We start from the raw sequence: 23990 nt of genomic DNA, 5'->3' as shown, positions 1-23990 counted from the left end.
GTCAGAAATCCAGGTCGGCGTAATGGGAAACCGGCGTCAGACCGCGCACGCGCTCGGTGAGCAGCGGACGGAAGGAGGGGCGCGATTTCAGCCGCTGGTACCAGTCCTTGGCGAGCGGCGATTCCGACCAGTCGATCTCGCCGAGATAATCGAGAATAGAGATCGAGGCTGCAGCGGCAAGATCGGCATAGCTCATCCGCTCGCCGGCGAGCCATTGGCGCGAGCCGGCGAGCCAGGTGAGATAACGCATGTGTTGGCGGATATTCGCGCGTGCCGTGCGTAACATCTTGGAATCCGGGGCGCCGCCGCCCTGGTCGGCCGTCATTTGCAGCTTGTAGACGCGCTCGCGCGCCAGCGGCTTGGTGACGTCGTTTTCCATCTTTTGCATGAACCATTCCGTCAGGCGACGGATTTCCGCGCGCTGGAACGGATCTTCGGCGAGCAGCCTGCGGTCGCGCTTCAGCACGCCATGCGTCTCGTCGAGATATTCCGAAATCACCGTCGCGCCGCAGAGTGCACGCATGCTGTCGTCCACATAGACGGGCAGCGTGCCAGCCGGGTTGAGCGCCAGGAAGTCGCGGCGTTTCTCCCAGGTCTGTTCTTCGATCAGCTCTGCCTGATAGCCGTATTCCGCCAGAATGAGCCTGACGAAGCGAGACGCGGACGACATGGGATGATGATAAAGCGTGGGCATCGATACTCGGACTTTTGATTGTTGTGCATGGGTTCAGGGGCGCCCCGATTATACCGCCCTAGTCATGACTCATTAGTTGAAGCTATAGGAGCTTGGCCCCTTCAATACAAGCGAATCGGGTCACACCTGCCTGACAAGGGACAAAACATGGCTGCCTGAACGATCGCAACTCCCCGCTCGCCTTTTCTTGCCTCCCGCTCTGGCGAATGATGATTGTGCAGTGCAATATAGCCTGACCGCCATTCCAGTCCGACCGAACCCCAAACCGGAGACACTTTATGGACTACATAAACTCTATAATTCTGGGCATTATAGAAGGGATCACAGAGTTCCTGCCGATTTCGAGCACCGGCCATCTGATCATTGCGGAGCAGTGGCTCGGCGCCCGTAGCGACACCTTCAACATCGTCATTCAGGCAGGAGCGATCCTCGCCGTTACGATCATCTACTGGCGTCGTCTGCTCGATCTGCTGCTTGGCTGGCGCGATCCGCAAAACCGCGATTATGCCTTTAAGCTGATTGTCGCCTTTCTGATAACGGCGGTTCTCGGACTGTTGGTCAAGAAGCTCGGTTTCGAACTGCCTGAGAACGCAACGCCGGTTGCCTGGGCGCTGATCATCGGCGGTATCTGGATGATCTTTGCCGAATGGGCTGCCGCCCGCCGCCCGCCGAGCACTCAGATCACCTGGCTCGTCGCCATTCTTGTGGGCATTGCCCAGGTCGTTGCCGGCGTCTTCCCCGGAACGTCCCGCTCGGGTGCCACGATTTTCGTCGCCATGCTGGCGGGTACGGCTAACCGCGCCGCGGCAACCGAATTTGCCTTCCTCGTCGGCATTCCGACCATGTATGCGGCAAGCGCCTTTTCGCTGCTGAAAACCTTCAAGGATGGCGGTGCGGCAAACGAGGACTGGACCGCGCTCGGTATTGCCTTCGTCGTTTCCACAATTGTCGCCTTCGTCGCCGTCAAGTGGCTGCTGGCCTATATCAGGAGCAACCGTTTCACGGTATTTGCGATCTATCGCATCATTCTGGGTGTTGTGCTGCTCGGCATGGCGATGGCCGGCATGATCAACTGAATGACCGGACACGCGAGTGAGCGATATATATCGCTCACCCCGAGAGAAAAAATGAAGCCGGTTCGAAAGGACCGGCTTTTCTGTTAGTGGGTGATGGAGGCCGTTGAGCAGGGATCGACGCCGTAAGCCGGCGAGCAACTGCCCTTCACCGCTGCGACGGAGCCCGGCGCAATGAAGGAGCCTGCGAGGATTACCAGTGCCGCACACGCAAAAAGAAGCGCGATTGACTTACCCATCAGAAATAGCCTTTCACAGTGATTGCCGCACGCCTGCGAGGCGCCTTGAGTCTGTCTGGAGACGCGCGGGGGTGTTTAGTCAGTGGAATAGCAAATAGCAATAAATGTTCCTGCTAAATTTGGTGTTAATTCCACTAAATTTCCTATGCGTCTTTTATGCAACGTCACACAACATGAGATGCAGCGTAACACGCCAGGCTTGTGCCGGATTGGCGCCTCGCGAAAATGGAAAACGCCGCCCGCGAAAGCTCGCGAACGGCGTTTGAATTGTCTTCTATCGATTGATCAGGCAGCTTTGCCGGAGCCGGTATACTGGCCGTGCGGACGATACTGCACGAGGTAGGAGTCGAGCACCGAAGTCGCCATCGTCGGCGTGATGCCAAGGCCCTTCAGCGTGCGGCCCTCGGCTTCGGCTTCATTGGAAACGACGTTGTCGTGCTTGAGAAGCTTGACCTGGTCCGGCGTGATCGGCGGCGCGATGAACGGCACGAGCGAGGCGATGCTGCCAATCAGCGATGCGATGCTGAAGGGCAGGGAAACGAGCCGATTCTTGCGTACCGTAACCTTGAGTATGGTTTCGAGACATTCGCGGAAGGTAAGGACCTCAGGACCGCCGAGCTCATAGATCTTGCCGCCTTCGACCTTGCCGTCGACGGCACGGGCAACGGCCTCTGCGACATCCTCGACATACACGGGCTGGAACTTCGTCTTGCCGCCGCCGACGAGCGGAAGGACCGGGAACGTACGCGCCATATCGGCGAACTTGTTGAAGAAGCTGTCCTCCGGGCCGAAGACGACAGACGGACGGAAGATCACCGCATCCGGCTTGATCGACAGGATGGCGGCTTCCGCGCGGCCTTTGGTACGGCCGTAGTTGGAGTTCGAACCGGCGTTGGCGCCAATGGCGGAAATGTGGGTCAACGTTGCGCCGGCATTGCGGGCGGCTTCCGCCACAGCACGACCGCCGAACTCCTGCACGGCGTCGAAGGTGTTGCGGCCGCTCTCGAAGAGAATACCAACGCAGTTGATGACATGGTCGGCGCCTTCGACAGCCCGGTCGATCGAGTTGCGGTAGCGCAGGTTGGCCTGGACCAAAGAGATCTGGCCGACATTGCCGAGCGGCTGCAGGAAGCCGGCAAGGTCAGGGCGGCGCACGGCAACGCGGATGCGATAGCCACGCTTGGCGAGCACACGCACGACATGTCTGCCGATGAAGCCGGACCCTCCGAACACGGTAACGAGCGGCGGCAGGTTGGCAAGGGTCATGGCAGGCTCCTCGAAAGGCTTTGGAATGCTGTGATTGTTTTCGTCTTAGCCGAATACCGACGCGACGAAAAGGGCCATCGCGCCGCAGTTCTTACCCGTTCGAAACTGGCTCAGACGCCTTCGACCACGACCATTTCCGCATCAGCCACCTCATGGCGGATTTTTGCGGCGGCCTGGTATTCCGGCGAATTATAGCAGTCGACGGCATGCTGCATCGAGGGAAATTCGATAACGACGTTGCGGGCGCGCGCCTTGCCTTCAAGCTCGGTGATCGCGCCGCCGCGGGCGAGGAAGTTCGCGCCGTACTTCTCGAAGGCAGGCTTTGCGGTTGCAACGTAATCCTTGTAGCGCTCGAGGTCGCGCACATCGACGCGAGCAATCCAGTATCCCTTGGGCATTTTTATCTCCCCTTCAGCGGATGTGTCAGCGGTTCGCCGGCCAGAGCGCGGCGACCATTTCATTGAGGATTGCGCGAGCCGCTTCCCGCGGCTCCGGCGCCTTGACGATCGGCCGGGCGACGACGAGATGGGTGGAACCGGCCTTCAGTGCATCCGAAGGCGTCATGACCCGCTTCTGATCGCCCCTCTCGGCGCCTGCCGGGCGGATGCCTGGGGTGACGATCGCCATGTCAGGTCCGACAATCTCGCGGACGCTGGCGGACTCCTCGGCAGAGCAGACGATACCGCCCATCCCGGCAATGCGCGCCTGTTCCGCACGCCGCGCGACCAATGTTTTCGGATCGTACTGATAGCCGGCCTGGACGAGGTCATCGGCGTCCATCGAGGTCAGCACCGTAACGCCAAGCAGACAGAGGCTGGAGCCCTTGGCCGCTTCGACGGCGGCCTTCATCGCTTTCGGATAGGCATGCAGCGTCAGCATCGACATGCCCATCTTGGCGATGTTCTCGACACCGGATGCGACCGTGTTGTCGATGTCGAGCAGCTTCATGTCGAGGAAGATCTTCTTGCCGCTGGCCGCGAGATCGCGGGCAAATTCCAGCCCGCCGGCAAAAACGAGCTGATAGCCGATCTTGTAGAAGAGAATGTCGTCGCCGAGCGTGGAAACCAATCTTTCCGCTTCGCCAATCGTTGGAACATCAAGCCCGACGATCAACCGCTCGCGTGCGTCCATCTCAATCATCCCCGCCAGTCTTCAATGGGTGTCCAGTCGCATGATAAGCGCCGATCCGCAAGGCCGAAAGCATAGAGATTGCCACCACCGCCTGGCTGGTCGCGATCACGCGCAATCGGTGCGCCCATCAGATGGCACTTGAGCAGCGTTCCGACGCCACCATGCCCGACGAAGGCGATCGGCGCATTTGCCTTATGCGAGGATAGGACGGTCTCGACGGCGGAGACGATGCGGGCCTGCGCATCGGCGGCCCGCTCCCAGCCTCTGAAGCTCTCCAGCGGGTGGGCGAAGAACCAGTTGGCCGCCTCCTCGAATTTGTCGGGCGGCAGGAAACCAGTGGCGGAGCGGTCGTTCTCGTGCATGCCATGCACGATCTCGATTTTCACGCCTGAGGCCGCAGCAAGGATTTCCGCCGTCTCGATCGCCTTCGTCTCATCGCTGGAGACGACGCGGGTCAGCCGCTTCGCCCAGTCGCTCGAGGCAGCCTTGCGGGCGCGTTCGGCGCCGATCTCGGAAAGACCCCACTTGGGAACGGGAACCTGCGGGTCGATCTTGACCTGAGGGTGGGTGATATAAAGTCCAAACATTTATCCGCGCCGATAGATCCAGAGTTGAGCAGGAGGAATATTGCGCACGATGAAATCAAAATGATGAATGCTGTAACGATCGGCATTGGCAACGATCGGCGAGACCGCGCCATAGGAGATCTGTACCATCGGCCGGCCTGCCGGCATGCGGTCGAGCAGGCTTTCCAAGAGCGCAATACGCGCCTGCATGGGGAAGTTCAGGAGCGGTATACCCGAAATAACGGAATCGAATTCCTGATCCTTGAGTGAGCCGAGCGTTTTGTCGAGATCGAAGGCATCGCCGTTGATGAAGCTCACGCCGGGGTAAAGCCGCATAAGGTGTTCGTAGAAGTCCGTCGAATATTCGATAGCGACGAGCTTTTCCGGCTTCACGCCATGGGCAAGGATCGCCTTGGTGATGGCGCCGGTGCCGGGACCAAGTTCAAGCACGGGCAGGTCCGAATGCGGATTTGCGACGCTTGCCATCTTGCGGGCAGTGATCGAGGAAGTCGGAACGATGGAGCCGACGGTCTTCGGCCCCTGCATCATGCCCTTGAAGAAGCGGATCTCCTCGTCAAACTTCCTGCCGAGCCGTTCCTTGAGCCGCAATGCCATGCCGTCCTCCCATGCCTGCCGGTCAACTTTCCCTTAATTGCAGGAGGGTGAAGCAAAAACAAGAGGCGATGTCGCGATCAGGAAAGTTTCAACTGCAAAAGCGACGCGCGTTTAAACGCGCATCGGCATCAGCACGTAAAGCGCGTCATCGCCGGCGGTGTCACGCACAAGTGTCGGCGAACCCGCATCGGCCAGAAGGAAGATCGCCTCGTCGCCGGAAAGCTGCGCGGTGATGTCGAGCAGGTACTTGGCATTGAAGCCGATTTCCATCGGATCGGTGTCGTAGCCGACGGCAACTTCTTCCGTCGCGCTGCCGGAATCCGGATTGTTGACGGTGAGTAGAAGCTGACCATCGGAGAGCGCGAGCTTCACGGCGCGACCGCGCTCGGATGAAATGGTCGAAACGCGGTCGACGGCCTGGGCAAAGCTCGTGCAGTCGACGCGCATTTCCTTGTCGTTATTGGTCGGGATGACGCGCTGGTAGTCCGGGAAGGTGCCGTCGATCAGCTTCGAGGTCATGACGATGGAGCTGAGGGTGACCCGGATCTTGGCATCGGAAACTTCGACGGTGACGATCGCATCAGGCGTATCGACCAGCTTCTGCAATTCGCCAACCGTCTTGCGCGGAATGATGATGCCGGGCATGCCTTCCGAGCCGGAGGGGGCGTCGACATCGGCGCGGGCCAGACGGTGGCCGTCGGTCGCAACGGCGCGAAGCTTCAGGTCGCCGCTGCTCTCGATCGTGTGGAAGAAGATGCCGTTCAGATAGTAGCGGGTTTCCTCGGTCGAGATCGCAAACTGCGTGCGGTCGATCAGCATCTTTAGATCGCTTGCCTTCAGCTTGAAGGAATGCGTGAAGGTGCCGGCGGTCAGATCCGGGAAGTCGGATTCCGGCAGGCACTGCAGCGAGAACTTCGAACGGCCGGACTGAACGGTCATCGAGCCGCCATCCTGAGAGGTGGCAAGCAGCACTTCCGCGCCATCGGGAAGCTTGCGCACGATGTCGTAAAGAAGATGGGCGGGAACGGTGGTGGCACCCGCCTGCTCGACATTGGCAGGCGTCGCTTCGGTGATTTCGAGATCGAGGTCGGTCGCCTTCATGTCGAGGCTCTGGCCATCGGCCTTCAGCAGCACGTTGGACAGGATCGGGATCGTGTTGCGGCGTTCGACCACGCGGTGCACGTGGTTCAGCGACTTCAAAAGGTTTGACCGCTCAATAGTAATACGCATGGGATGCTACCGCTTTCGACCTTTATTGTCCGGGCGCCAGGAAGCGCCGCGTCACTGCTTTCCCCTTCGGGAGAGGGGAGTGGACGGGCAAAATGGCAGAACTTTGCCGGCGATTGCAAGAGGCATGGCCACCCACAGGCTCGCAAATGCCGTTTTGCAGTGCAATGCTCACAGAAATTGCGGGCTCTTGTCGAAGCCGCACCGCTCGCCCATAAAGGGAAAAGCCCGGCGGAATGAAAGCGAATGACATGACGGAAGAGACGACAGCGGAAACCGGCGCCCGGCGCGGTTTTCGCCTGCACAATATCGCGGTGCCGGCGCGCCCGCTCGAACCGGCTCTCTATCTCGTCGCAACGCCGATCGGCAATCTCGGCGATATCACGCTGCGGGCGCTGGAAACGCTTGCCGGTGCGGATGTCCTCGCCTGCGAGGATACACGCGTTACCCGCGTCCTGCTCGATCGCTACGGCATTCAGAACCGCCCCTTTGCCTATCATGAACACAATGCCGATGAGGCCGGGCCGCGGCTCCTGCAGGCGCTCGAAGCCGGCAAGTCGGTGGCGCTGGTTTCCGATGCCGGCACGCCGCTCGTCTCCGATCCCGGCTATCGCCTGGCGCAGCAGGCGATCGAAGCAGGTTACCGCGTCATTCCCATTCCCGGCGCTTCCGCACCGCTTGCGGCCCTCGTCGGCTCAGGGCTGCCGAACGATGCTTTTCTATTTGCCGGTTTTCTGCCGACCAAGGACAAGGCCCGTCGCGACCGTCTCGCAGAATTCGCAAACGCACCGGCCACACTGATCTTCTTTGAATCGCCCCATCGCATCGGCGCAACGCTGGTGGCCGCTGCCGATATGCTCGGTGCTGAACGCGAGGCGTCGGTCTGCCGCGAACTGACCAAGACCTATGAGGAATTCCGCCGCGGCACGCTCTCCGAGCTCGCCACCTATTATGAAGAGCATGACAATGTGAAGGGTGAGATCGTTCTCGTCATCGGCCCGCCGAAGGACGAGCCGGCAACCGCGGCGGATGTCGACGCCATTCTCGCCGATCTCTCAAAATCGCTGCCAACCGCCGGGGCCGCGACCGAGGCTGCCCGCTTGACCGGCCTGCCGCGCAAGGTGCTCTACCAGAAGCTTCTCGACATGAAGGCGGCGAATGGCTGACGGCGAAGCCACGCTCCGCAGGAGAAAGGCGCTGCGTCGCGGCTCGGCGGCAGAATATATTGCCGCCATTTTCCTGATGCTGAAAGGCTATCGCATTCTCGCTATGCGCTACAAAACGAAGCTCGGCGAGATCGATATTGTCGCTCGCAAGCGAGACTTGGCCGTCTTTGTCGAGGTCAAGGCGCGCGCTGACGAAATGGGCGCCGTGGATGCGGTGTCCTACGCCTCCCAAAAACGCATCCGGGCTGCGAGCGATCTCTGGCTCGCCCGCCAGAGGGACTATGCCCGGCTCTCGCAGCGCTATGACATCGTTGCGATATTGCCGGGCAAACTGCCTCGTCATTTCCCGGATGCTTTCTAGGGGTTCGCTAAATTCCACAGGCACCTAAAAACTGACGAATAAGCTTTCGTTAAAATTTTAGCGTCTGCTTGAACGGGCTTTTACGACTCTTTTGTTATCCACGGCTCAGCTAGGGGTAGCAAACTGGGGGTAATACATGGCCTTGAAGATGATGCTTGCAACCGCCGTCGCCATGGCTGCGCGGTCCGTGCCTTACGCCGCGTTGAAAACGGCCGGCAAATCTTTCGTCGCGCAGGCAAGCGACCGCATGGTGCTGAAGTCGACGCCGATCAATCCGGACTGGGTCATCAGCGGCAATCCGCAGGCGCGCACGGCAGAACATTCCCGCGGCCATGACGAAGCATCGCTGACGGCGATCTGGGATTGCACATCAGGCGAATTCCGCTGGCGTTTCGGCTGGGACGAGACGGTCATGATCCTCGAAGGCGAAGTGCACGTCACCACCGAAGATGGCCTGGAGCGCACGCTGCAGGTGGGCGATGTCGCTTTCTTTGCCGGCGGCACCTGGGCGAACTGGCGGGTCGACAATTATGTCCGCAAGGTCGCCTTCCTGCGCAAGCCTTTCCCGAAGCCGCTCGCCATTGCCTATCGCCTGCGCAACCTCTTGCGCAACGGCGGCGGTACCGGCATCGCGGCCTGAAAATTGCGCCGGCGGAGGCGCGCGAAGCCATTGATTGCCGTTGCGTTTGACGCCTGACCGACCTACATCTGGGCGGCATCAGCTCAAGGGACGGAAATGGCCAAGATCAAGAACGTAGCGGTCCAGATGGACCATGTCTCCGGCATCAATATCGCGGGCGATTCCACCTTCGCCATGAGCCTTGAGGCTCAGGCGCGTGGCTACAAGCTCTTCCATTACACGCCCGATCGCCTGAGCTTCCGCGATGACAAGCTCTATGCCGCCGTCGAGCCGATGGTGCTGCGCGACGTCAAGGGCGATCACTATGAACTCGGCGCCCCTGAGCGCATCGACCTGTCGACCATGGACGTCGTCCTGCTGCGCCAGGACCCGCCTTTCGACATGTCCTACATCACCTCGACGCATCTTCTGGAGCGCATCCATCCGAAGACGCTCGTCGTTAATGATCCGGCCTGGGTGCGCAACTCACCGGAAAAGATCTTCGTCACCGAATTTTCCGACTTGATGCCGAAGACGCTGATCACCAAGGATCCGGGCGAGATCCGCCGCTTCCGCGACGAGATGGGCGATATCATCCTGAAGCCGCTCTACGGCAATGGCGGCGCCGGCGTTTTCCATTCCACCAAGGACGATCGCAACCTGTCCTCGCTGCTCGAAATGTTCGGCCAGCTCTTCCGCGAGCCTTTCATCGCTCAGCAATACCTGCCTGACGTGCGCAAGGGCGACAAGCGCATCATCCTCGTCGACGGCGAATTTGCCGGCGCCATCAATCGCGTCCCGGCCGAGCATGACAGTCGCTCCAACATGCATGTCGGCGGCCGCGCCGAGCCGACCGAACTGACGGCGCGCGAAAAGGAAATCTGCGAGCGCATCGGCCCGGCTCTGCGCGAACGCGGCTTCCTGCTCGTCGGCATCGACGTCATCGGCGATTATATGACAGAGATCAACGTAACCTCGCCGACAGGCATTCGGGAAGTGAAGAAGTTCGGTGGCGCCGATATCGCAAGCCTGTTGTGGGATGCGATCGAGCGCAAGCGCGGCTAAAGCAATACCAGCAAAAGTGCAATGCCAACAAAAGTGCATAGTGGTTTTGCGTTCGGAATTGCGGCAAAACTGCGCAGAGATTTTTTTGTGAAAACAAAGAGATAGAGAATTTTCGTGTTTCGAAGAAAAACGGAAATGCTCCAAGTGTTCCGCCTTTGATCGCCTTCGTTCCGGCTTTGCAACCTGCTGCAATTTGATTGCAGCGGATAGCTGAATTCGTTCGCTTATCGTTCTTGTTTTATTCCAGATTCCATGCCAGATTGTGACCGCCTTCATAGGTTGGGGTTCAGGGTTACGGGGCAGGGGCATGGTCGCGCGCGTCAGCACGGTTGCATTTCAGGGCATTGAAGGTGTGCCGGTCGAGGTCCAGGTCATGGTCGCTCCCGGTAAAATGGGAATCCAGATCGTCGGGCTTCCTGACAAGGCGGTGGCGGAAAGTCGCGAGCGGGTGCAGGCAGCCTTGCACGCTTCCGGCCTAGCGCTGCCATCCAAGCGTGTGACGGTCAATCTTGCGCCCGCCGATCTTCCCAAAGAAGGCAGTCATTTCGATCTCCCCATCGCACTTGGTCTGATGGCTGCGCTCGGCGCCATCCCGGCGGATGCTTTGTCAGACTATGTCGTCGTCGGCGAACTCAATCTCGACGGTACAATTGCCGCAATCGCTGGCGCTCTGCCGGCCGCAATCGGTGCCAACGCGAGTGGAAAAGGCCTGATCTGCCCGGCCGAAAGCGGATCGGAAGCCGCATGGGCAGGGTCCGGGGTCGACATTCTGGCGCCGCGCAGCCTGATCGCACTCGCCAATCATTTCCGCGGCACGCAGATCCTTTCGCGCCCGGAACCGTCCATTCGCCCGAATGCCGCCAATCTGCCTGATCTCGCCGAGATCAAGGGACAGGAAAGCGCCAAGCGGGCGCTGGAGGTGGCTGCTGCCGGCGGCCATAACCTCCTGATGGTCGGGCCGCCCGGTTCCGGCAAGTCGATGCTGGCTTCGAGACTGCCATCGATCCTGCCACCGCTTTCGGCTGCGGAGTTGCTTGAGGTCTCGATGATCCATTCCATCGCCGGCCAGCTGTCCGGCGGCAAGCTTTCCGACCGCAGGCCCTACCGCACGCCGCACCATTCGGCGACGATGGCCGCCCTCATCGGCGGCGGTCTGCGTGCCAGGCCGGGAGAGGCTTCGCTTGCCCATCATGGTGTGCTGTTCCTTGATGAGTTTCCGGAATTCGCGCCGCAAGTGCTCGATGCCTTGCGTCAGCCGTTGGAAAGCGGCGAATGCGTCATCGCGCGCGCCAATCACCGCGTCTCCTATCCGGCGCGGATCCAGCTTATTGCGGCGATGAACCCCTGCCGCTGCGGTATGGCTGGCGAGCCCGGCCACACCTGTGCCCGAGGGCCGCGCTGCATGACGGATTATCAGGCCCGGATTTCCGGTCCGTTGATGGACCGCATCGATATCCGCATCGACGTGCCAGCCGTTTCCGCCGCCGACCTGATCCGGCCGACGGTAGCCGAAGCGAGTGCCGATGTTGCCCGGCGCGTTGCGCGTGCCCGTGACATCCAGCGTGAACGCTATGCTGCTGCAGGCGCTGTGGGTATTTCCACCAATGCCGGATGTTCGACCGCAATGATCGAGAAATTCGCAGAGCCGGATGCCGCAGGATTGCAGCTGTTGCGAGATGCCGCGGACAAGATGAAGTTTTCGGCGCGTGGCTACCACCGAGTCCTCAAGGTCGCCCGCACGCTTGCCGATCTCGACGGCAAGGAAATGGTCGGCCGCATTCATCTCGCGGAGGCGATTTCCTACCGTGTTGCCGGCGAGAGGCTTACCGCTGCGGCATGATAAAGGGGCGCCGAAGCGCCCCAGGTACCGGGCGAGAGGAAGAACCCGGGAAGGTTCGATCAGCTTCCAAGGCCTTCAAACAATGCCGTCGAAAGATACCGTTCCGCGAAGGACGGGATGATGACGACGATGTTCTTGCCGGCGTTTTCCGGACGGCGGCCGACCTCGATCGCGGCCGTCAATGCTGCACCCGAGGAGATGCCGACCGGCACGCCTTCGAGCTTGGCGACGAGGCGCGCCTGCTGAAATGCGTCGTCATTGCTGACGGTGACGACTTCGTCATAGATGCTGGTATCGAGAATCTTCGGTGCGAAGCCGGCGCCGATGCCCTGGATCTTGTGCGGGCCGGGCGTGCCGCCTGACAGTACCGGCGAGTCCGCCGGCTCGACGGCCACGACCCGGATACCCGGTTTGCGGCTCTTCAGCACTTGGCCGACGCCGGTAATCGTGCCGCCGGTGCCGATGCCGGCAACGAAGATATCGACCGTGCCATCGGTATCGTTCCAGATTTCCTCGGCGGTCGTCTTGCGGTGGATTTCAGGGTTGGCCGGGTTTTCGAACTGCTGCGGGATGACGGCGTCGGGCAGTGAGGCGGCGAGTTCTTCCGCCTTGGCGATCGCCCCCTTCATGCCCTTCGGTCCTTCGGTCAGCACCAACTCGGCGCCGAGCAGCGCCAGCATCTTACGGCGCTCGACGGACATGGTTTCCGGCATGGTAAGGATCAGCCGGTAGCCTTTGGCAGCGGCGGCGAAAGCGAGCGCGATACCCGTATTGCCCGAGGTCGGCTCGATCAGCACGGTCTTGCCGGGCGAGATCTTGCCCTGCGTTTCCAGGCTATCGATCATGGCAACGCCGATACGGTCCTTCACCGAGGCGATTGGGTTAAAGAACTCCAGCTTGGCAAGGATGTTGGCCACCACGCCCTTTTCCTTGGCGAGTTTATCGAGGCGAACGAGCGGCGTGTCGCCGATTGTGTCCGTTATCGAGGAATAGATGCGGCCGCGGCCCGGTTTGTGCGACATGGTGCTCTCCCTTTGAAATCCATTCTGAAATCTGTGGAGAGAATAGGGTCAAAGTGGTGATGAGACCAGAGTGGCTTCACCCGTCGGCCGCTTGAGCCGGAGAAAAAATCCTTTGAGAACCGTCCGTTGCCGAATGTTTATTTCAGGCTGCACGCGTGGCGATGAAGGCTGCCGTACCCGCCAGGATGCTTGCGGCGACGCGGTTCAGCGCCTGCAATGCACGCGGCTGCTTCAGCATCGTGCGGGCGCGCGACGCAAGCATCATGTAGGGGATGAGCACGATCATAAGCACCACGAAAGTGACGGCGAGCAGGATGAGATACTCACGCATGCCGATGCTGCCGAGATCGATCAAGGTCGGCACCAGCGCCACGTAGAACAACATGGTCTTCGGATTGCCGAGTGTCACAAGCAGGCCGGACAGGAAGGACATGCCGGCACTGCTGGATTTCTTCGCGGCGATATCCTGCGGCAGCAGGCCGGCAGTCCAGAGCTTCCAGGCGATGTATCCGAGATAGAGAGCACCGGCGATCTTGATGACGAGGAATATCTCAGTGAAGGTCTGCGCCACGAAGGCAAGACCGAGAATGACAGCGGTGAGATAGGTCATGTCGCCGAGCACGAGGCCGAGACCCATGAAGAAGGTCTCGCGGAAGTTCGAACCGAGTGCACGCGCCACGATTGCCGTGATCCCCGGGCCGGGAATTGCGGCGGCGATGAACAGGGCTCCAGCATAGGCGATCAGGACGGTAAGGCTCATCTTCGTATCCACTGACTTGCGCAGCCTCTCTATAGGCGCGCAAGCCAGGCCTCATCAATCGCCTGGCGCTGATCTGTCCATAACCATAAAGAATAGGTCGGCTGAACCATGATCTACTTGGAAACCAATCCGGCCTTGCTATTTTCCCTTGCAAGCGGCCGCAGACACGGCCCGCCGCGGCTTCCCGAGGCTGTCGGCGCAGAAGGTTTTCATCACCAAGGAGAGAATGCATGTCGACTACCTCAGCCGAAGCCCGCAGACGTTCACCGCTCAAGACCCCTTCCGACCTGCCGACCAACGCGATCACCGATATTTCGGCCGCGTTGACCGCGCTGCTCGCCGATGTGTTTGCGCTTTATGTGAAGACCAAGAACTTCCATTGGCACATGTCTGGCCCGCACTTCCGCGATTACCATCTGCTGCTCGATGAGCAGGCGGAACAGATCTTCGATATGACGGACGAGGTTGCCGAACGCGCTCGCAAGATCGGCGGCACGACACTGCGCTCGATCGGCCAGATCGCCCGCCAGCAGCGCATTCCGGACAATGATGCTGACTACGTCACCCCCGAGGATATGCTCTCCGAGCTACGCGAAGACAACCTTCACCTCGTTTCAATCCTGCGCGAAGTGCACGAAGTCTGCGACGAGCATAACGACGTCGCAACCGCAAGCCTGATCGAGAACTGGATCGACCAGAGCGAGCGCCGTACCTGGTTCCTGTTCGAAACGACGCGCCAAGCGAAGTAACAGGTAAGCCGAAGTAATGGCTCAGCGTCTGGCCGCCGGCAGGCGAATAAGTCTCGCCGGCGACCAGCCCAGATTCATGCCGGCGGCGGCGAGCAGAATAACTGCCGCCCCGGCAATCTGCATCGGCTGCAGTGCGTGGCCGAAAGCGAAGCGGTCGACCAAGATCGCTGCGACCGGATAGATGAAAGACAAAGCGCCGGTCAGATGCGTCGGCAGCTTCTGGATCGCGCCATAAAGCAGCACATACATGAGACCTGTATGGACGACGCCGACGGCGATCAGGATCATCCAGGAACTGGTATCGGCGGGAAGGTTCGAAAAATCGGTCATCGGCGCCAGCATGACGATGCCGGTGGAAACCTGGATTAGAGCAATCAGATGCGGCGGCGTGCCTTTCAGCCATTTGGCGGCAAGCGCTGCCAGCGCATAAAAGAAGGCGGCACCCAGCGCCATCAGGATGCCGAGACCGTAGCTGCCGGAGACGGCATCAGTATTTGGTTTCGCCTCGACGATAACAGCCATGCCGGCAAAGGAAAGCCCGAGCCAGAAGAGCTTGGTGCCTGTGATCTTCTCCCCCAGAAAGAGTGCGCCGAGCGCAAGCAGCATGAAGGGCTGGGTGTTGTAGACTGTTGTCGCGATCGAGATCGAGGCGTGCGAATAGGAGGCGAACAGCAGCAGCCAGTTGGAGACGATCGCTATGCCGCCGAAGACAGCGATAGCGAGCGACCGCAGGCTGATGATGCCAGGCCTCAGCAGGCCGAGCGCAGTGCAGACAACAAGCAGGGTCAGTGCGCCGAAGAAGCAGCGCCAGAAGACCACGCCACTGACCGGCTGACCTGACATGACGACGAACCAGCCGATCGTTCCCGAGATCAGCATCGCTGCCGTCATCTCTGCTGTGCCTCTTCTGATGTCACTCTGCATCGCCATCTCCATTCGTTAGCGGGAAATTGTATTGCGGCATCGCAGCATTTTCTATAAGCTGAAAAAGGGAAAGGCTGGATAAACCTAATCTTGTTAGGAGTTTTTGCCATGTTGGCTAACGAGATGCAGGCAGTCGACGATATTGACCGCGCAATGATAGAGGCGCTGGCAGGAAATTCGCGTATTTCCCTAAAAGAGCTCGCCCAGGCTGTAGGACTTTCTTCGCCGAGCGCGGCAGAGCGTCTGCGTCGGCTTGAGGATCGCGGCGTCGTGACGCTCTTCACCATCGATCTTGATCCGGCGGCGATCGGTTATCCCTTGCAGGCGATCGTGCGGGTGCGCCCGCTGCCCGGCCAGCTCCACATCGTCGAGCGTATTATCCAGGACACGCCGGAATTCATCGAATGTGATAAGGTGACTGGAGACGATTGTTTCATCGCCCGCCTCGTCGTCCGCTCCATGGGAGAGCTTGACAACATTCTCGACAAGGTCGCCGAGCGCGCGGAAACCAATACCTCGATGATCAAATCCTCGCCGGTCAAGCGACGCCTGCCGCCCCTGATACGGAAAAAATAGCCTCAGAAATCCGCCATTGGCGACAGCATTGCGGGATGATCGAGGCTCATCTCCTCCAGTCCACGCAGCATGAGCCGTGTTCCGCCTCCGTAAGGCGTCGCCTCGCCGGACCAGCCGAGCCTGTCCGGCCGGAACAGCGTTTCGACTGACGTTGCCTGGATGCCGAGACCGGCAAGGATGGCGGCGAGGGACGGGATTTCACGCGCGACCACATCGAGGAGAACGACGTGGCCGGGTGCCGGCATCTTCCATGCGATGACGGCCTCGCTCTCTTCCAGATAGCTCAAGCGCACGTCGGAATCGAGCTGCGCGTTGATGAGGAACATCGCAGAGCTGCTGGCGACAGCAAGCGTCTCCGAAACTGGCTTGCGGTTCCTCAGCAGGCCCTGAAGCAGGGCGAGATCATCGGCATCGGGCGGCTGAAGAGGCCGTGAGGTGGCGGCAGCTTCAGACATTGGTGCAGCGCCGACATACTTGTGAAGCGGAAGCGAGCGGAAGCCGTAGGGCTCATAAAGCGCCGGCTTGTCCGTGTAGAGGATGATGGCCTCGAAATCCCGCGCCTCACACCAGGCAACCGCCTTGCCCGTCACATCGCGGTAAAGGCCGCGGCCGCGCCATGGCGGACGGACTGCGCCGGACTGAAAGGCGGCGGCATTGACGAGCCTGCCGTTGAGGACAAAAGGCATAGCGAAGGCGGAGAGATTGGCGGCGAGCAGGCCTTCATCCGTAAACCAGCCGAACGGCATACTGGCCGGGTCTGGGCCGCCAAGTTCGCGCAGCGGATCAATATCGATGCCGAACGTATCATCGAGAAGAGAAACGAGAGCGCTCCAGGCCGCCGGATCGCTGAAATAATCCTGTCGGAAGGTAAGCCCGTCTGAATCGGCGACGCTCATACCCCGGTCGAGCCGAAGCCACCGGCGCCGCGCGCGGTTTCGGTCGTTTCCGAGACTTCGGCGATGCGGATCTGGATGAATGGTGCAATCACCATCTGCGCGATGCGCATGCCGCGCGTGATGGTGAAATCCTCCTCGCCATGATTGATGAGAATGACCTTCACTTCGCCGCGATAATCGCAGTCGACGGTGCCGGGCGCATTGAGGCAGGTGACGCCGTTCTTGGCTGCAAGGCCGGAGCGCGGGCGCACCTGGCCCTCGAAACCCTCAGGGATTTCAAAGACGAAGCCCGTTGGAACGAGCGCGCGTTTGCCAGGCGCCAGCACCAGCGGCTTGTCCTCGTCGATCGCCGCGCGCAGGTCCATGCCGGCTGCACCACGCGTTTCATAGGCGGGCAGATCCAGGCCCTGGCCGTTCGGCAGGCGGATCAAATTGAGGGTGGGGCGAGTATCTGTGTGAATGGTCATGCGGCATTACTTCGTGCCTCGTGCCGCAAGGTCAATTGCAATGGCGCGCTTTAATCGCTAGATACGCGGCAATTCCACAGGATTTACATCATGGCCGAAAGTCTCGCCGAGGCGGTCTCCCGCCGCCGCACATTCGCTATTATCGCGCACCCGGACGCGGGTAAGACGACGCTCACTGAAAAGCTGCTGCTGTTCGGCGGCGCCATTCAGCTCGCCGGTGAAGTGAAGGCGAAGAAGGACCGCATTCAGACCCGCTCGGACTGGATGAAGATCGAGCGCGAACGCGGCATCTCGGTCGTCACCTCGGTCATGACCTTCGAATATGAAGGCAATGTCTTCAACATTCTCGACACGCCCGGTCACGAAGACTTCGCCGACGATACCTACCGTACGCTCACGGCAGTCGATGCCGCCGTCATGGTCATCGACGCGGCCAAGGGTATCGAGCCGCGCACGCTGAAGCTTTTCGAAGTCTGCCGCATGCGCGACATTCCGATCATCACCTTCATCAACAAGATGGACCGCGAAAGCCGCGATCCCTTCGAGATCCTGGATGAGGTCGAGGAAAAGCTGGCGCTTGATACGGCCCCGGTCACCTGGCCGATCGGTCGCGCCAAGACCTTCTGCGGTTCCTATCACCTGAAGGAAAACACCGTTCGCGGCTCCGATACGGAAATCGCCGTCACCGCCGTCAATGGTCCGCAGAGTGTTGCCGATCGCCTGCCGGAAAACGAGCGGGATGCCTTCATCGAAGAAGTCGAGTTGGCAATCGAGGCCTGCCGTCCCTTCGATCGGGAATCTTTCCTCGAAGGTCATATGACGCCGGTTTTCTTCGGCTCGGCGCTCCGCAACTTCGGTGTCCGCGATCTCATCAATGCGCTCGGTGATTTTGCTCCGCCACCGCGTGACCAGATAGCCGATATCCGCACCGTACATGCCGCCGAAGACAGGATGACGGCCTTCGTCTTCAAGATTCAGGCGAACATGGACCCGAACCATCGCGACCGTATCGCCTTCGCCCGCATCTGCTCCGGCAAACTGGAGCGCGGCATGAAGGCGCGGCTGGCACGTACCGGCAAGCAGCTTGGCCTCACCGCGCCGCAGTTCTTCTTCGCCTCGCAGCGCCAGCTCGCCGATACGGCCTTCGCCGGTGATGTGGTCGGCATTCCGAACCATGGCACGCTGCGTATCGGCGATACGCTGACGGAAGGCGAAAGCCTGGTTTTCCAGGGCGTGCCGAATTTCTCGCCGGAAATCCTGCGCCGCGTGCGCCTGGAAGACGCCATGAAGGCCAAGAAGCTGAAGGAAGCCCTGCAGCAGATGGCTGAAGAAGGTGTCGTTCAGCTCTTCCAGCCGGAGGATGGTTCGCCTGCCATCGTCGGTGTCGTCGGCGCGCTGCAGCTCGATGTCCTGAAGGAGCGCCTGATGGCCGAATATGGCCTGCCGGTCTCCTTCGAAATGTCGCGCTTCTCCGTCTGCCGCTGGATTTCGTCCGACCAAGCTGCTGAACTCGACAAGTTTCTCACCGTCAAGCGCGGCGATATCGCCCGCGATCTCGATGGCGACCCGGTCTTCCTGGCACAGGATGGCTTCTCGCTGCGCTACGAGGCGGAGCGCTATCCGGCGATCAAGATGGTGGCAATCAAGGAATATCACGCGGCCAAGGCCGCCTGATCACCCCGCCAGCCGTTCGGCAAGGAACTCGACGACCGCGCGCACGGAGGGCAATTGTCCTCGTCGGTGCGGCATCAGGATCGTCGTGGTGATACTGCCCGCCGTCCAGCCGGGAAGCAGGCGCACGAGTTGGCCGTTCTTCAAAGCGTCGTTGCAGACCGAGGTCGGCAGAATGGTAATGCCCATGCCTGCCGCAGCCGCTTTCAGCAGCACCATCGGCTCGTCTGCCGCCATGATGGGCTGAGGCGTTACCACAGTCTCAGCGCCGTTATCCGAGGTGAGACGCCACTGCTCCTCGGAGAGACTGGGCATGATTGCCCTGTGGCCGGCGATGTCCTCGGCCCGCTCGGGCTTCCCATATTGCGCTATGTAATCGGGCGAAGCGACGAGTAGGAACGGATGAACCGCGATCCGGCGCTGCACGAGCGTCGAATCCCCGAGTGGAAAGCGGTGGCTGCGCAGCGCAATGTCGAAGCCTTCCTGAACGATATCGACGAAGCGATCCGTTACATGCAGTGACACCTTCAGCTTTGGATAGCGTGCTGTCAGTTCGGCCAGATGGTCGGCAAGCGTGAATTGTGCCGTCGGCACCGCTGCGGTCAGCCTGACGATACCGCTCGGCTCTCCCAGGCGGTTGCGCACGATACTCTCGGCCATTTCCGCTTCGATGATCGAGGCCTGCGCATGGTCGAAGAAATCCCTGCCGATATCCGTCAGCGCAAAGCTGCGCGACGTGCGCTGGATCAGCCGCACGCCGAGCCTCTCCTCCAGTTCCGCCACGCGCTTGCTGATGGTCGATTTCGGAATGCCGAGATGATGTCCTGCCGCCGTGAAGCTGCCGCTTTCCACCGCTTGTACGAAGAGATGGAGGTCGTTGAGGTTGAAGGCGGTCACATTCATCTTCCATGCTTGTGGACTTTAAGATGCATTATCGCCATCTACTGCCTCATCGTCCACGAAATCATATTGGCCGGGTCAACAATTCCTATGGAAAGGACCCGATAATGTCCCTCATATTGTTTTACGGCGTGCCGGAAGGTTGTTCCTTCGGTTCGATCGTTGCGCTGGAATGGTCCGGCCTGCCGTACTGCCTGTGCCGCGTTCAGATGCCGGAAGTCGTCTCCTGTGACGAATACAGGCGCATCAATACCGTCGGCGAAACGCCGTCATTGCTCCTGCCCGATGGCCGGCTGATCAGCGAAAGCATGGCGATCCTGAATTACATAGGCGCGCAATCGATCGATAAAGGATTGGGCTTTGCGCAGGGTACCGCGGATTTCGACCGCCTGAACCAGATGCTCGCCTATTTGAACACCAGCTTCTTCAACGCCTTCAGCTCGCTGTGGCACGCTGTCGAGCATGAACTGGAACCGGCCGAGAAAGACGTTCTTGTCGCCTACGGCGCGGCCAAGGTGGAAAAGGCGCACCGTATGCTGGAGGGTCTGCTTGCCGGCCGGAAATGGCTGCTCGGCAACAGGCCCGGCATTGCGGATGCCTATTTCACCGGCATCGCCCGCTGGAACGAATTCCACAAGGTCGTCGATATCAGCCAGTTTCCTGCGCTGAGTGATCTCTATCAGCGCATGCTGCAGGAGCCGGCCGTTCGCTTCGCGCATGCGACCGAGCACCAGGAAAAGGCGGAAAGCACCGGTCGCTTTCTGGGAGAAATCGATCTGGAAGAAGCGCTCGGCCTGCTGCGCCAGGCTGCCTGAAAATCCTATAGTGCCGCCTTGTCCAGACAGGGCGGCCTTTCACGCGGCAGCGATGATTTCGATTTCCACCAGCCAGTCTTTCTGAAGCGTTTGAACGACGATGGCGGTGGTCGGTACGATATGATCGCCGAGCGCTGCCAGCCGCGCATTCTGGTTTGCTTCGGCATAGTCAGCGTCCTGTAAATAGCTGGTCAGCCGCACGATATTGCCGACGTCCATATCGGCATCCGCAAGGATCGCCCGCAGGTTCGACCAGATGAGGTCGAGCTGGACCGACAGATCTCTGCCCGGCGCACCCTCCGCGTCGAGGCCCATTGTGCCGCTCACGAACAGAAAGCGGGCGGGATTCCTGACCTCCATCGCATGGACATAATCTGACGTTGCCGCGTAGATGCCGCTGCTCGGACTGTGCTTCACCAGTTCCATTTGAAAGTCCCTCCCTCGAATATCTGAAAGCTTGGCGCTATTATCACCGAATATTCTTTGGCGATAAGGCGAGTTTTCCGAATGATAAAAGAAATGAATGGCATTCGACGCCGCAGGCGAGAGGCCGAGCAACTGGACCTTTTCGACCGAAAAATATTAGGCGCGCTGGCAGAGGATGCCCTGCAGAGCTATGCGGCGCTTGGCAAAGCCGTCAATCTGTCGCCGCCCGCCGTGCATGAGCGCGTCAAGCGGCTGCGCCGATCCGGCGTCATGAAAGGCGCGCACGCTGCGCTCGATGGCACGGCGCTCGGCAAGCCGCTGCTGGCCTTCGTGCATGTCGAGGCTGCGGGCTGGGGCAAAAGCGAAAGGCTGACGCAGCTTTGCCGCTTTCCCGAGGTAGAGGAGATGCACTCGGTTGCTGGCGACGCCAGTGTCATCTTCAAGGTGCGGACCGAAAGCCCGCGCGCACTGGAAGCCTTTCTCTCGCAAGTTCATGCCGTTCCCGGCGTGACGGCTACCAAAAGCTATGTTGCGCTTTCCACCTATCTGGAGCGGCCTGTCCAGGCGAACATGACGGCGGACTGGCCGGAGAACCCGTTGCCGGCCTGAAGTGCCGAAACGCTGCATCCCAACTGCTATAGTGCTGTTCTTCCAGAGGGAGCGACCCATGGTGCCGCGCCCGTCAAATTGCTCAGGCGGCGAGATCGCCGAGGAAGTCATCGCACCAGCGCGAGACGTCGTGCTCCAGCAGATGGTCCATCATCCGCTGCCAGCGGTCGCGGCGCTCCTCAAGCGGCATGTTGAGGCCGCGCGCCAGCGCATTGGACGTACCGACGATGTCGTAGGGGTTGACAAGCAGCGCGCCGTTCAGCTCGCGCGCCGCGCCGGCAAAACGGGAAAGGACCAGCACGCCCGGATCATCAGGGTTCTGTGCGGCAACATATTCCTTGGCGACGAGGTTCATGCCGTCGCGCAACGGCGTCACGAGCCCGACTTTGGCAAGCCGATAGAGGCCGGCAAGCACCGGCCGGCTCACCGAGCGGTTGATATAGCGGATCGGCACCCAGTCGACCGTGCCGAGTGCACCGTTCACGCGGCCGGCCTGTTCTGCGACCGTGCGCTGCATTGCCTCGTATTCAGGCACTTCAGAGCGCGATTTTGGTGTGATTTGCAGATAGGTGACCTGGCGCTGATGTGCCGGATTGTTGGTGACGAAATGCTCGAAGGCATCGATACGCTGGGTAATGCCCTTGGAATAATCCAGTCTGTCCACGCCGATAATAAGGCTGCGGTCTTCGATACTATGGCGTGCCTTCAGCACCATGCTGTGCGTGCCGGCCTTCCTGGCGAATTCGGCGAAGGCGGCCGTCTCAATGGCGATCGGATAGGCGCCGCCGCGGAACGTGCGCTCGCCGGCGACGAAACGCCCTTCGCTGATCATGTCGCCCATCTCCTCGCGGCGCAGGCAGCCCGCAAAATTTTCAAGGTCGTGATCGGTCTGAAAGCCGACGAGATCGTAGGCGGCAAGCCCCCGCATGATTTCCTCATGGACGGGCATGGCGAAGAGTACGTCGGCCGGCGGCCAGGGAATATGCAGGAAGAAGCCGATCTTGTTCTTGAGGCCCATCTGCCGAAGTTCGGCGGCAAGCGGGATCAGGTGATAATCGTGGACCCAGATGATGTCATCAGGCTTGATCAGCGGCGCCAGCCGATGGGCAAAGAAGCGGTTGACCCGGAAATAGCCGGCCATCTCGGTGCGCCCGTATTCTGCGAGATCCAGCCGGTAATGACAGATCGGCCAGAGCATGCGGTTGGCGAAGCCGAAGTAATATTCGTCGACATCCTTGGATGTCAGGTCGGTCAGCGCATAGGTGATGTTGCCGCGCTGCTCGATCGCAAGTGGGCCTGGTTCGCCTTCGTCGTTGACGTTGCCTGACCAGCCCATCCAGACGCCCCCCCGTTTCCCGAGGGCGGCCTCCAGTGCCACAGCGAGCCCGCCGGCAGACGCCGCCCCTTTCTTCTCCGGAACGGGCACGCGGTTTGAAACGACGACAAGGCGGCTCATGGCAAATTCCTTTCATTAGAAATAACTGCAAAAATACAATCAGCCGGCAAAACGCGCGACGATCTCGCGGACCGCTTCCGCGGAAGGCAGAGTGCCGCGGGCGGCAGTGTCTGCAGACGGCGGGCCGACGCGGATGGAGTAACCGCCAAGCCGGTTCGCCATGTCGAACATCGCCTCATCTGTGACATCGTCACCGATGGCGATCGGATGACGACCGCGGAAGGCTGGAGTTGCGAGAAAGCTTTCCAATGCATCGCCCTTGTTGGCTCTGGCGGGCCGGATTTCGAGAACCATCTTGCCGTGCTGCAAGGCCCAATCCGGTCCTGCACGGTTCAGGAAACGCTGCATCAGTTTCGTCAGTTCCGCCTGCCGCGCCGGCGCAAGACGGAAATGGGCGGCGACGGCCGCGCCCTTATCCTCGATGAGGATGCCGGTCCAGCCCGCCGTTTCTGCCCGAAGTTCAATCTTCAGCCTCTCGAACTCGGCCGTTGGCTCCGCCTTGAAGATGCTGCCGTCGGGGTTGCGGCGTTCGGCTCCGTGTAGTCCGGCGATGGGAAACTGATAGGGGGTGAAGAGACGGTCGGCATAGGTAAGACCTCGCCCGGTCACCAGAGCCAGTGCCCCGCCGATCCTCTGCGACAGCGTGTCGAGCTGCGCAGGAAGCGACGGCGGCACGAATATCTCATCCGGCGTCGGCGCAAGATCGAGGAGCGTGCCGTCGATATCGAGGAAGAGTGCGCCGTTTTGAAGATAGGAAGAGAGTGTAGAGAGGGTTTCGTCCTGCCGGGAAGCGCTGCCGGATGGCGGAGCTTCTGGTAGCTGATTGCTGTTTGCCATGCCGGAGAAATAGGTCAGCA

The 23990-nt window shown here is 60.4% G+C and carries 28 protein-coding genes; 11 read left to right on the top strand and 17 right to left on the bottom strand.

All coding sequences use genetic code 11. From position 1 onward, the window contains the following. Window position 1 precedes the first annotated feature (1 nt). On the bottom strand, window positions 2-694 hold the full coding sequence (locus AC1DTN_RS02560; RefSeq protein WP_192728435.1) for a glutathione S-transferase family protein: 693 nt from the start codon (window positions 692-694) through the stop codon (window positions 2-4). Between the two features lie 278 nt (window positions 695-972). Here AC1DTN_RS02560 and AC1DTN_RS02555 point away from each other — a divergent pair, with 278 nt between their 5' ends. Then, entirely contained in the window at window positions 973-1770 is a 798-nt protein-coding gene (locus AC1DTN_RS02555) for an undecaprenyl-diphosphate phosphatase (RefSeq protein ID WP_439017113.1), read from the top strand. 83 nt (window positions 1771-1853) lie between these two features. Here the strand turns inward: AC1DTN_RS02555 and AC1DTN_RS02550 are convergent, their stop codons facing one another. From AC1DTN_RS02550 to dnaN, 7 genes are all read right to left on the bottom strand, one after another. Next, entirely contained in the window at window positions 1854-2006 is a 153-nt protein-coding gene (locus AC1DTN_RS02550) for a hypothetical protein (protein ID WP_007813451.1), read from the bottom strand. Window positions 2007-2291: 285 nt separating this feature from the next. Continuing rightward, window positions 2292-3272, bottom strand: a complete 981-nt coding sequence (locus tag AC1DTN_RS02545) for a complex I NDUFA9 subunit family protein (protein WP_113324392.1) — start codon at window positions 3270-3272, stop codon at window positions 2292-2294. A gap of 110 nt (window positions 3273-3382) precedes the next feature. Beyond that, window positions 3383-3670, bottom strand: a complete 288-nt coding sequence (locus AC1DTN_RS02540) for a DUF1330 domain-containing protein (RefSeq protein ID WP_007813455.1) — start codon at window positions 3668-3670, stop codon at window positions 3383-3385. A 25-nt stretch (window positions 3671-3695) separates the two neighbouring features. Further along, window positions 3696-4403, bottom strand: a complete 708-nt coding sequence (gene pyrF, locus AC1DTN_RS02535) for an orotidine-5'-phosphate decarboxylase (RefSeq protein ID WP_477919852.1) — start codon at window positions 4401-4403, stop codon at window positions 3696-3698. A gap of 5 nt (window positions 4404-4408) precedes the next feature. After that, entirely contained in the window at window positions 4409-4990 is a 582-nt protein-coding gene (locus AC1DTN_RS02530) for a histidine phosphatase family protein (protein WP_477919851.1), read from the bottom strand. Then, complete coding sequence (gene pmtA, locus AC1DTN_RS02525) at window positions 4991-5584, bottom strand: phospholipid N-methyltransferase PmtA (protein WP_310379558.1); 594 nt, start codon at window positions 5582-5584, stop codon at window positions 4991-4993. A 111-nt stretch (window positions 5585-5695) separates the two neighbouring features. Then, window positions 5696-6814, bottom strand: a complete 1119-nt coding sequence (gene dnaN / locus AC1DTN_RS02520; protein WP_113324395.1) for a DNA polymerase III subunit beta — start codon at window positions 6812-6814, stop codon at window positions 5696-5698. 248 nt (window positions 6815-7062) lie between these two features. On the opposite strand from dnaN, the gene rsmI reads away from it, so the two are divergent. The 5 genes from rsmI to AC1DTN_RS02495 all read left to right on the top strand — a co-directional run bounded on the left by rsmI (window position 7063) and on the right by AC1DTN_RS02495 (window position 11862). Next, entirely contained in the window at window positions 7063-7977 is a 915-nt protein-coding gene (gene rsmI, locus AC1DTN_RS02515; protein ID WP_113324412.1) for a 16S rRNA (cytidine(1402)-2'-O)-methyltransferase, read from the top strand. Further along, window positions 7970-8338, top strand: coding sequence for a YraN family protein (locus AC1DTN_RS02510; RefSeq protein ID WP_477919850.1), 369 nt, complete (start codon window positions 7970-7972; stop codon window positions 8336-8338). Before rsmI ends, AC1DTN_RS02510 begins: the two co-directional genes overlap by 8 nt. A 136-nt stretch (window positions 8339-8474) precedes the next feature. After that, a complete protein-coding gene (locus AC1DTN_RS02505; protein WP_113324397.1) occupies window positions 8475-8978 on the top strand; it encodes a cupin domain-containing protein in 504 nt (167 codons plus the stop codon). Between the two features lie 96 nt (window positions 8979-9074). Further along, the gene (gene gshB, locus AC1DTN_RS02500; protein ID WP_113324398.1) at window positions 9075-10022 is read left to right on the top strand and encodes a glutathione synthase; all 948 of its coding nucleotides are present in this window, start codon (window positions 9075-9077) and stop codon (window positions 10020-10022) included. 307 nt (window positions 10023-10329) lie between these two features. Continuing rightward, window positions 10330-11862: a YifB family Mg chelatase-like AAA ATPase gene (locus AC1DTN_RS02495; RefSeq protein WP_113324400.1), complete on the top strand. Its 1533-nt coding sequence runs from the start codon at window positions 10330-10332 to the stop codon at window positions 11860-11862. A 59-nt stretch (window positions 11863-11921) separates the two neighbouring features. Here AC1DTN_RS02495 and cysK read toward each other — a convergent pair whose 3' ends face one another. Together cysK and AC1DTN_RS02485 are read right to left on the bottom strand one after the other, a co-directional pair. Further along, window positions 11922-12884: a cysteine synthase A gene (cysK, locus tag AC1DTN_RS02490; RefSeq protein WP_113324401.1), complete on the bottom strand. Its 963-nt coding sequence runs from the start codon at window positions 12882-12884 to the stop codon at window positions 11922-11924. 142 nt (window positions 12885-13026) lie between these two features. Next, window positions 13027-13644 carry a LysE family translocator gene (locus tag AC1DTN_RS02485; protein ID WP_113324402.1) on the bottom strand — a complete coding sequence of 206 codons (618 nt, stop codon included), beginning with the start codon at window positions 13642-13644 and terminating at the stop codon, window positions 13027-13029. A gap of 230 nt (window positions 13645-13874) precedes the next feature. Here AC1DTN_RS02485 and AC1DTN_RS02480 point away from each other — a divergent pair, with 230 nt between their 5' ends. Further along, window positions 13875-14393 carry a Dps family protein gene (locus AC1DTN_RS02480; protein WP_037100765.1) on the top strand — a complete coding sequence of 173 codons (519 nt, stop codon included), beginning with the start codon at window positions 13875-13877 and terminating at the stop codon, window positions 14391-14393. 21 nt (window positions 14394-14414) lie between these two features. On the opposite strand, the gene AC1DTN_RS02475 is transcribed toward AC1DTN_RS02480, so the two are convergent. After that, entirely contained in the window at window positions 14415-15329 is a 915-nt protein-coding gene (locus tag AC1DTN_RS02475) for a DMT family transporter (protein ID WP_477919849.1), read from the bottom strand. A 96-nt stretch (window positions 15330-15425) separates the two neighbouring features. On the opposite strand from AC1DTN_RS02475, the gene AC1DTN_RS02470 reads away from it, so the two are divergent. Continuing rightward, window positions 15426-15893 (top strand): Lrp/AsnC family transcriptional regulator, encoded by a 468-nt coding sequence (locus AC1DTN_RS02470; protein WP_007813484.1) that lies wholly within the window; start codon window positions 15426-15428, stop codon window positions 15891-15893. A 2-nt stretch (window positions 15894-15895) separates the two neighbouring features. On the opposite strand, the gene AC1DTN_RS02465 is transcribed toward AC1DTN_RS02470, so the two are convergent. Further along, window positions 15896-16789 (bottom strand): GNAT family N-acetyltransferase, encoded by an 894-nt coding sequence (locus AC1DTN_RS02465; protein ID WP_477919848.1) that lies wholly within the window; start codon window positions 16787-16789, stop codon window positions 15896-15898. Beyond that, entirely contained in the window at window positions 16786-17256 is a 471-nt protein-coding gene (dut, locus tag AC1DTN_RS02460) for a dUTP diphosphatase (RefSeq protein WP_310379541.1), read from the bottom strand. The genes AC1DTN_RS02465 and dut overlap by 4 nt, the downstream gene beginning before the upstream one ends. A gap of 90 nt (window positions 17257-17346) precedes the next feature. Here dut and AC1DTN_RS02455 point away from each other — a divergent pair, with 90 nt between their 5' ends. Further along, the gene (locus AC1DTN_RS02455; RefSeq protein WP_477919847.1) at window positions 17347-18930 is read left to right on the top strand and encodes a peptide chain release factor 3; all 1584 of its coding nucleotides are present in this window, start codon (window positions 17347-17349) and stop codon (window positions 18928-18930) included. Here AC1DTN_RS02455 and AC1DTN_RS02450 read toward each other — a convergent pair whose 3' ends face one another. Then, window positions 18931-19824 carry a LysR substrate-binding domain-containing protein gene (locus AC1DTN_RS02450; protein WP_113324413.1) on the bottom strand — a complete coding sequence of 298 codons (894 nt, stop codon included), beginning with the start codon at window positions 19822-19824 and terminating at the stop codon, window positions 18931-18933. A 110-nt stretch (window positions 19825-19934) separates the two neighbouring features. Here AC1DTN_RS02450 and AC1DTN_RS02445 point away from each other — a divergent pair, with 110 nt between their 5' ends. Further along, a complete protein-coding gene (locus AC1DTN_RS02445; RefSeq protein WP_477919846.1) occupies window positions 19935-20642 on the top strand; it encodes a glutathione S-transferase family protein in 708 nt (235 codons plus the stop codon). Window positions 20643-20681: 39 nt separating this feature from the next. Here the strand turns inward: AC1DTN_RS02445 and AC1DTN_RS02440 are convergent, their stop codons facing one another. Then, window positions 20682-21068 carry a RidA family protein gene (locus AC1DTN_RS02440; protein ID WP_477919845.1) on the bottom strand — a complete coding sequence of 129 codons (387 nt, stop codon included), beginning with the start codon at window positions 21066-21068 and terminating at the stop codon, window positions 20682-20684. A 93-nt stretch (window positions 21069-21161) separates the two neighbouring features. Here AC1DTN_RS02440 and AC1DTN_RS02435 point away from each other — a divergent pair, with 93 nt between their 5' ends. After that, window positions 21162-21677 carry an Lrp/AsnC family transcriptional regulator gene (locus AC1DTN_RS02435; RefSeq protein ID WP_439017147.1) on the top strand — a complete coding sequence of 172 codons (516 nt, stop codon included), beginning with the start codon at window positions 21162-21164 and terminating at the stop codon, window positions 21675-21677. 82 nt (window positions 21678-21759) lie between these two features. Here the strand turns inward: AC1DTN_RS02435 and otsA are convergent, their stop codons facing one another. Continuing rightward, window positions 21760-23133: an alpha,alpha-trehalose-phosphate synthase (UDP-forming) gene (gene otsA / locus AC1DTN_RS02430; protein WP_310379530.1), complete on the bottom strand. Its 1374-nt coding sequence runs from the start codon at window positions 23131-23133 to the stop codon at window positions 21760-21762. A gap of 39 nt (window positions 23134-23172) precedes the next feature. Then, window positions 23173-23970 (bottom strand): trehalose-phosphatase, encoded by a 798-nt coding sequence (gene otsB / locus AC1DTN_RS02425; RefSeq protein ID WP_477919893.1) that lies wholly within the window; start codon window positions 23968-23970, stop codon window positions 23173-23175. Window positions 23971-23990 lie beyond the last annotated feature (20 nt).

The sequence above is a fragment of the Rhizobium sp. 01T444 genome, assembly GCF_056398305.1.
Note: the sequence above shows the minus strand (reverse complement) of the source record. Positions and strands in the feature narration are given on the sequence as shown.

What these genes read in the sequence shown, in the direction of transcription:
- AC1DTN_RS02560 (WP_192728435.1), bottom strand. Translation starts at nt 694, where the DNA reads ATGCCCACGCTTTATCATCATCCCATGTCGTCCGCGTCTCGCTTCGTC.
- AC1DTN_RS02530 (WP_477919851.1), bottom strand. Translation starts at nt 4,990, where the DNA reads ATGTTTGGACTTTATATCACCCACCCTCAGGTCAAGATCGACCCGCAG.
- cysK (WP_113324401.1), bottom strand. Translation starts at nt 12,884, where the DNA reads ATGTCGCACAAACCGGGCCGCGGCCGCATCTATTCCTCGATAACGGAC.
- AC1DTN_RS02505 (WP_113324397.1), top strand. Translation starts at nt 8,475, where the DNA reads ATGGCCTTGAAGATGATGCTTGCAACCGCCGTCGCCATGGCTGCGCGG.
- AC1DTN_RS02480 (WP_037100765.1), top strand. Translation starts at nt 13,875, where the DNA reads ATGTCGACTACCTCAGCCGAAGCCCGCAGACGTTCACCGCTCAAGACC.
- AC1DTN_RS02440 (WP_477919845.1), bottom strand. Translation starts at nt 21,068, where the DNA reads ATGGAACTGGTGAAGCACAGTCCGAGCAGCGGCATCTACGCGGCAACG.
- AC1DTN_RS02445 (WP_477919846.1), top strand. Translation starts at nt 19,935, where the DNA reads ATGTCCCTCATATTGTTTTACGGCGTGCCGGAAGGTTGTTCCTTCGGT.
- AC1DTN_RS02465 (WP_477919848.1), bottom strand. Translation starts at nt 16,789, where the DNA reads ATGAGCGTCGCCGATTCAGACGGGCTTACCTTCCGACAGGATTATTTC.
- AC1DTN_RS02475 (WP_477919849.1), bottom strand. Translation starts at nt 15,329, where the DNA reads ATGGAGATGGCGATGCAGAGTGACATCAGAAGAGGCACAGCAGAGATG.
- AC1DTN_RS02435 (WP_439017147.1), top strand. Translation starts at nt 21,162, where the DNA reads ATGAATGGCATTCGACGCCGCAGGCGAGAGGCCGAGCAACTGGACCTT.
- AC1DTN_RS02555 (WP_439017113.1), top strand. Translation starts at nt 973, where the DNA reads ATGGACTACATAAACTCTATAATTCTGGGCATTATAGAAGGGATCACA.
- otsB (WP_477919893.1), bottom strand. Translation starts at nt 23,970, where the DNA reads ATGGCAAACAGCAATCAGCTACCAGAAGCTCCGCCATCCGGCAGCGCT.
- AC1DTN_RS02540 (WP_007813455.1), bottom strand. Translation starts at nt 3,670, where the DNA reads ATGCCCAAGGGATACTGGATTGCTCGCGTCGATGTGCGCGACCTCGAG.
- AC1DTN_RS02545 (WP_113324392.1), bottom strand. Translation starts at nt 3,272, where the DNA reads ATGACCCTTGCCAACCTGCCGCCGCTCGTTACCGTGTTCGGAGGGTCC.
- AC1DTN_RS02485 (WP_113324402.1), bottom strand. Translation starts at nt 13,644, where the DNA reads ATGAGCCTTACCGTCCTGATCGCCTATGCTGGAGCCCTGTTCATCGCC.
- pmtA (WP_310379558.1), bottom strand. Translation starts at nt 5,584, where the DNA reads ATGGCATTGCGGCTCAAGGAACGGCTCGGCAGGAAGTTTGACGAGGAG.
- AC1DTN_RS02455 (WP_477919847.1), top strand. Translation starts at nt 17,347, where the DNA reads ATGGCCGAAAGTCTCGCCGAGGCGGTCTCCCGCCGCCGCACATTCGCT.
- gshB (WP_113324398.1), top strand. Translation starts at nt 9,075, where the DNA reads ATGGCCAAGATCAAGAACGTAGCGGTCCAGATGGACCATGTCTCCGGC.
- AC1DTN_RS02550 (WP_007813451.1), bottom strand. Translation starts at nt 2,006, where the DNA reads ATGGGTAAGTCAATCGCGCTTCTTTTTGCGTGTGCGGCACTGGTAATC.
- AC1DTN_RS02495 (WP_113324400.1), top strand. Translation starts at nt 10,330, where the DNA reads ATGGTCGCGCGCGTCAGCACGGTTGCATTTCAGGGCATTGAAGGTGTG.
- dut (WP_310379541.1), bottom strand. Translation starts at nt 17,256, where the DNA reads ATGACCATTCACACAGATACTCGCCCCACCCTCAATTTGATCCGCCTG.
- AC1DTN_RS02470 (WP_007813484.1), top strand. Translation starts at nt 15,426, where the DNA reads ATGTTGGCTAACGAGATGCAGGCAGTCGACGATATTGACCGCGCAATG.
- pyrF (WP_477919852.1), bottom strand. Translation starts at nt 4,403, where the DNA reads ATGGACGCACGCGAGCGGTTGATCGTCGGGCTTGATGTTCCAACGATT.
- rsmI (WP_113324412.1), top strand. Translation starts at nt 7,063, where the DNA reads ATGACGGAAGAGACGACAGCGGAAACCGGCGCCCGGCGCGGTTTTCGC.
- otsA (WP_310379530.1), bottom strand. Translation starts at nt 23,133, where the DNA reads ATGAGCCGCCTTGTCGTCGTTTCAAACCGCGTGCCCGTTCCGGAGAAG.
- dnaN (WP_113324395.1), bottom strand. Translation starts at nt 6,814, where the DNA reads ATGCGTATTACTATTGAGCGGTCAAACCTTTTGAAGTCGCTGAACCAC.
- AC1DTN_RS02510 (WP_477919850.1), top strand. Translation starts at nt 7,970, where the DNA reads ATGGCTGACGGCGAAGCCACGCTCCGCAGGAGAAAGGCGCTGCGTCGC.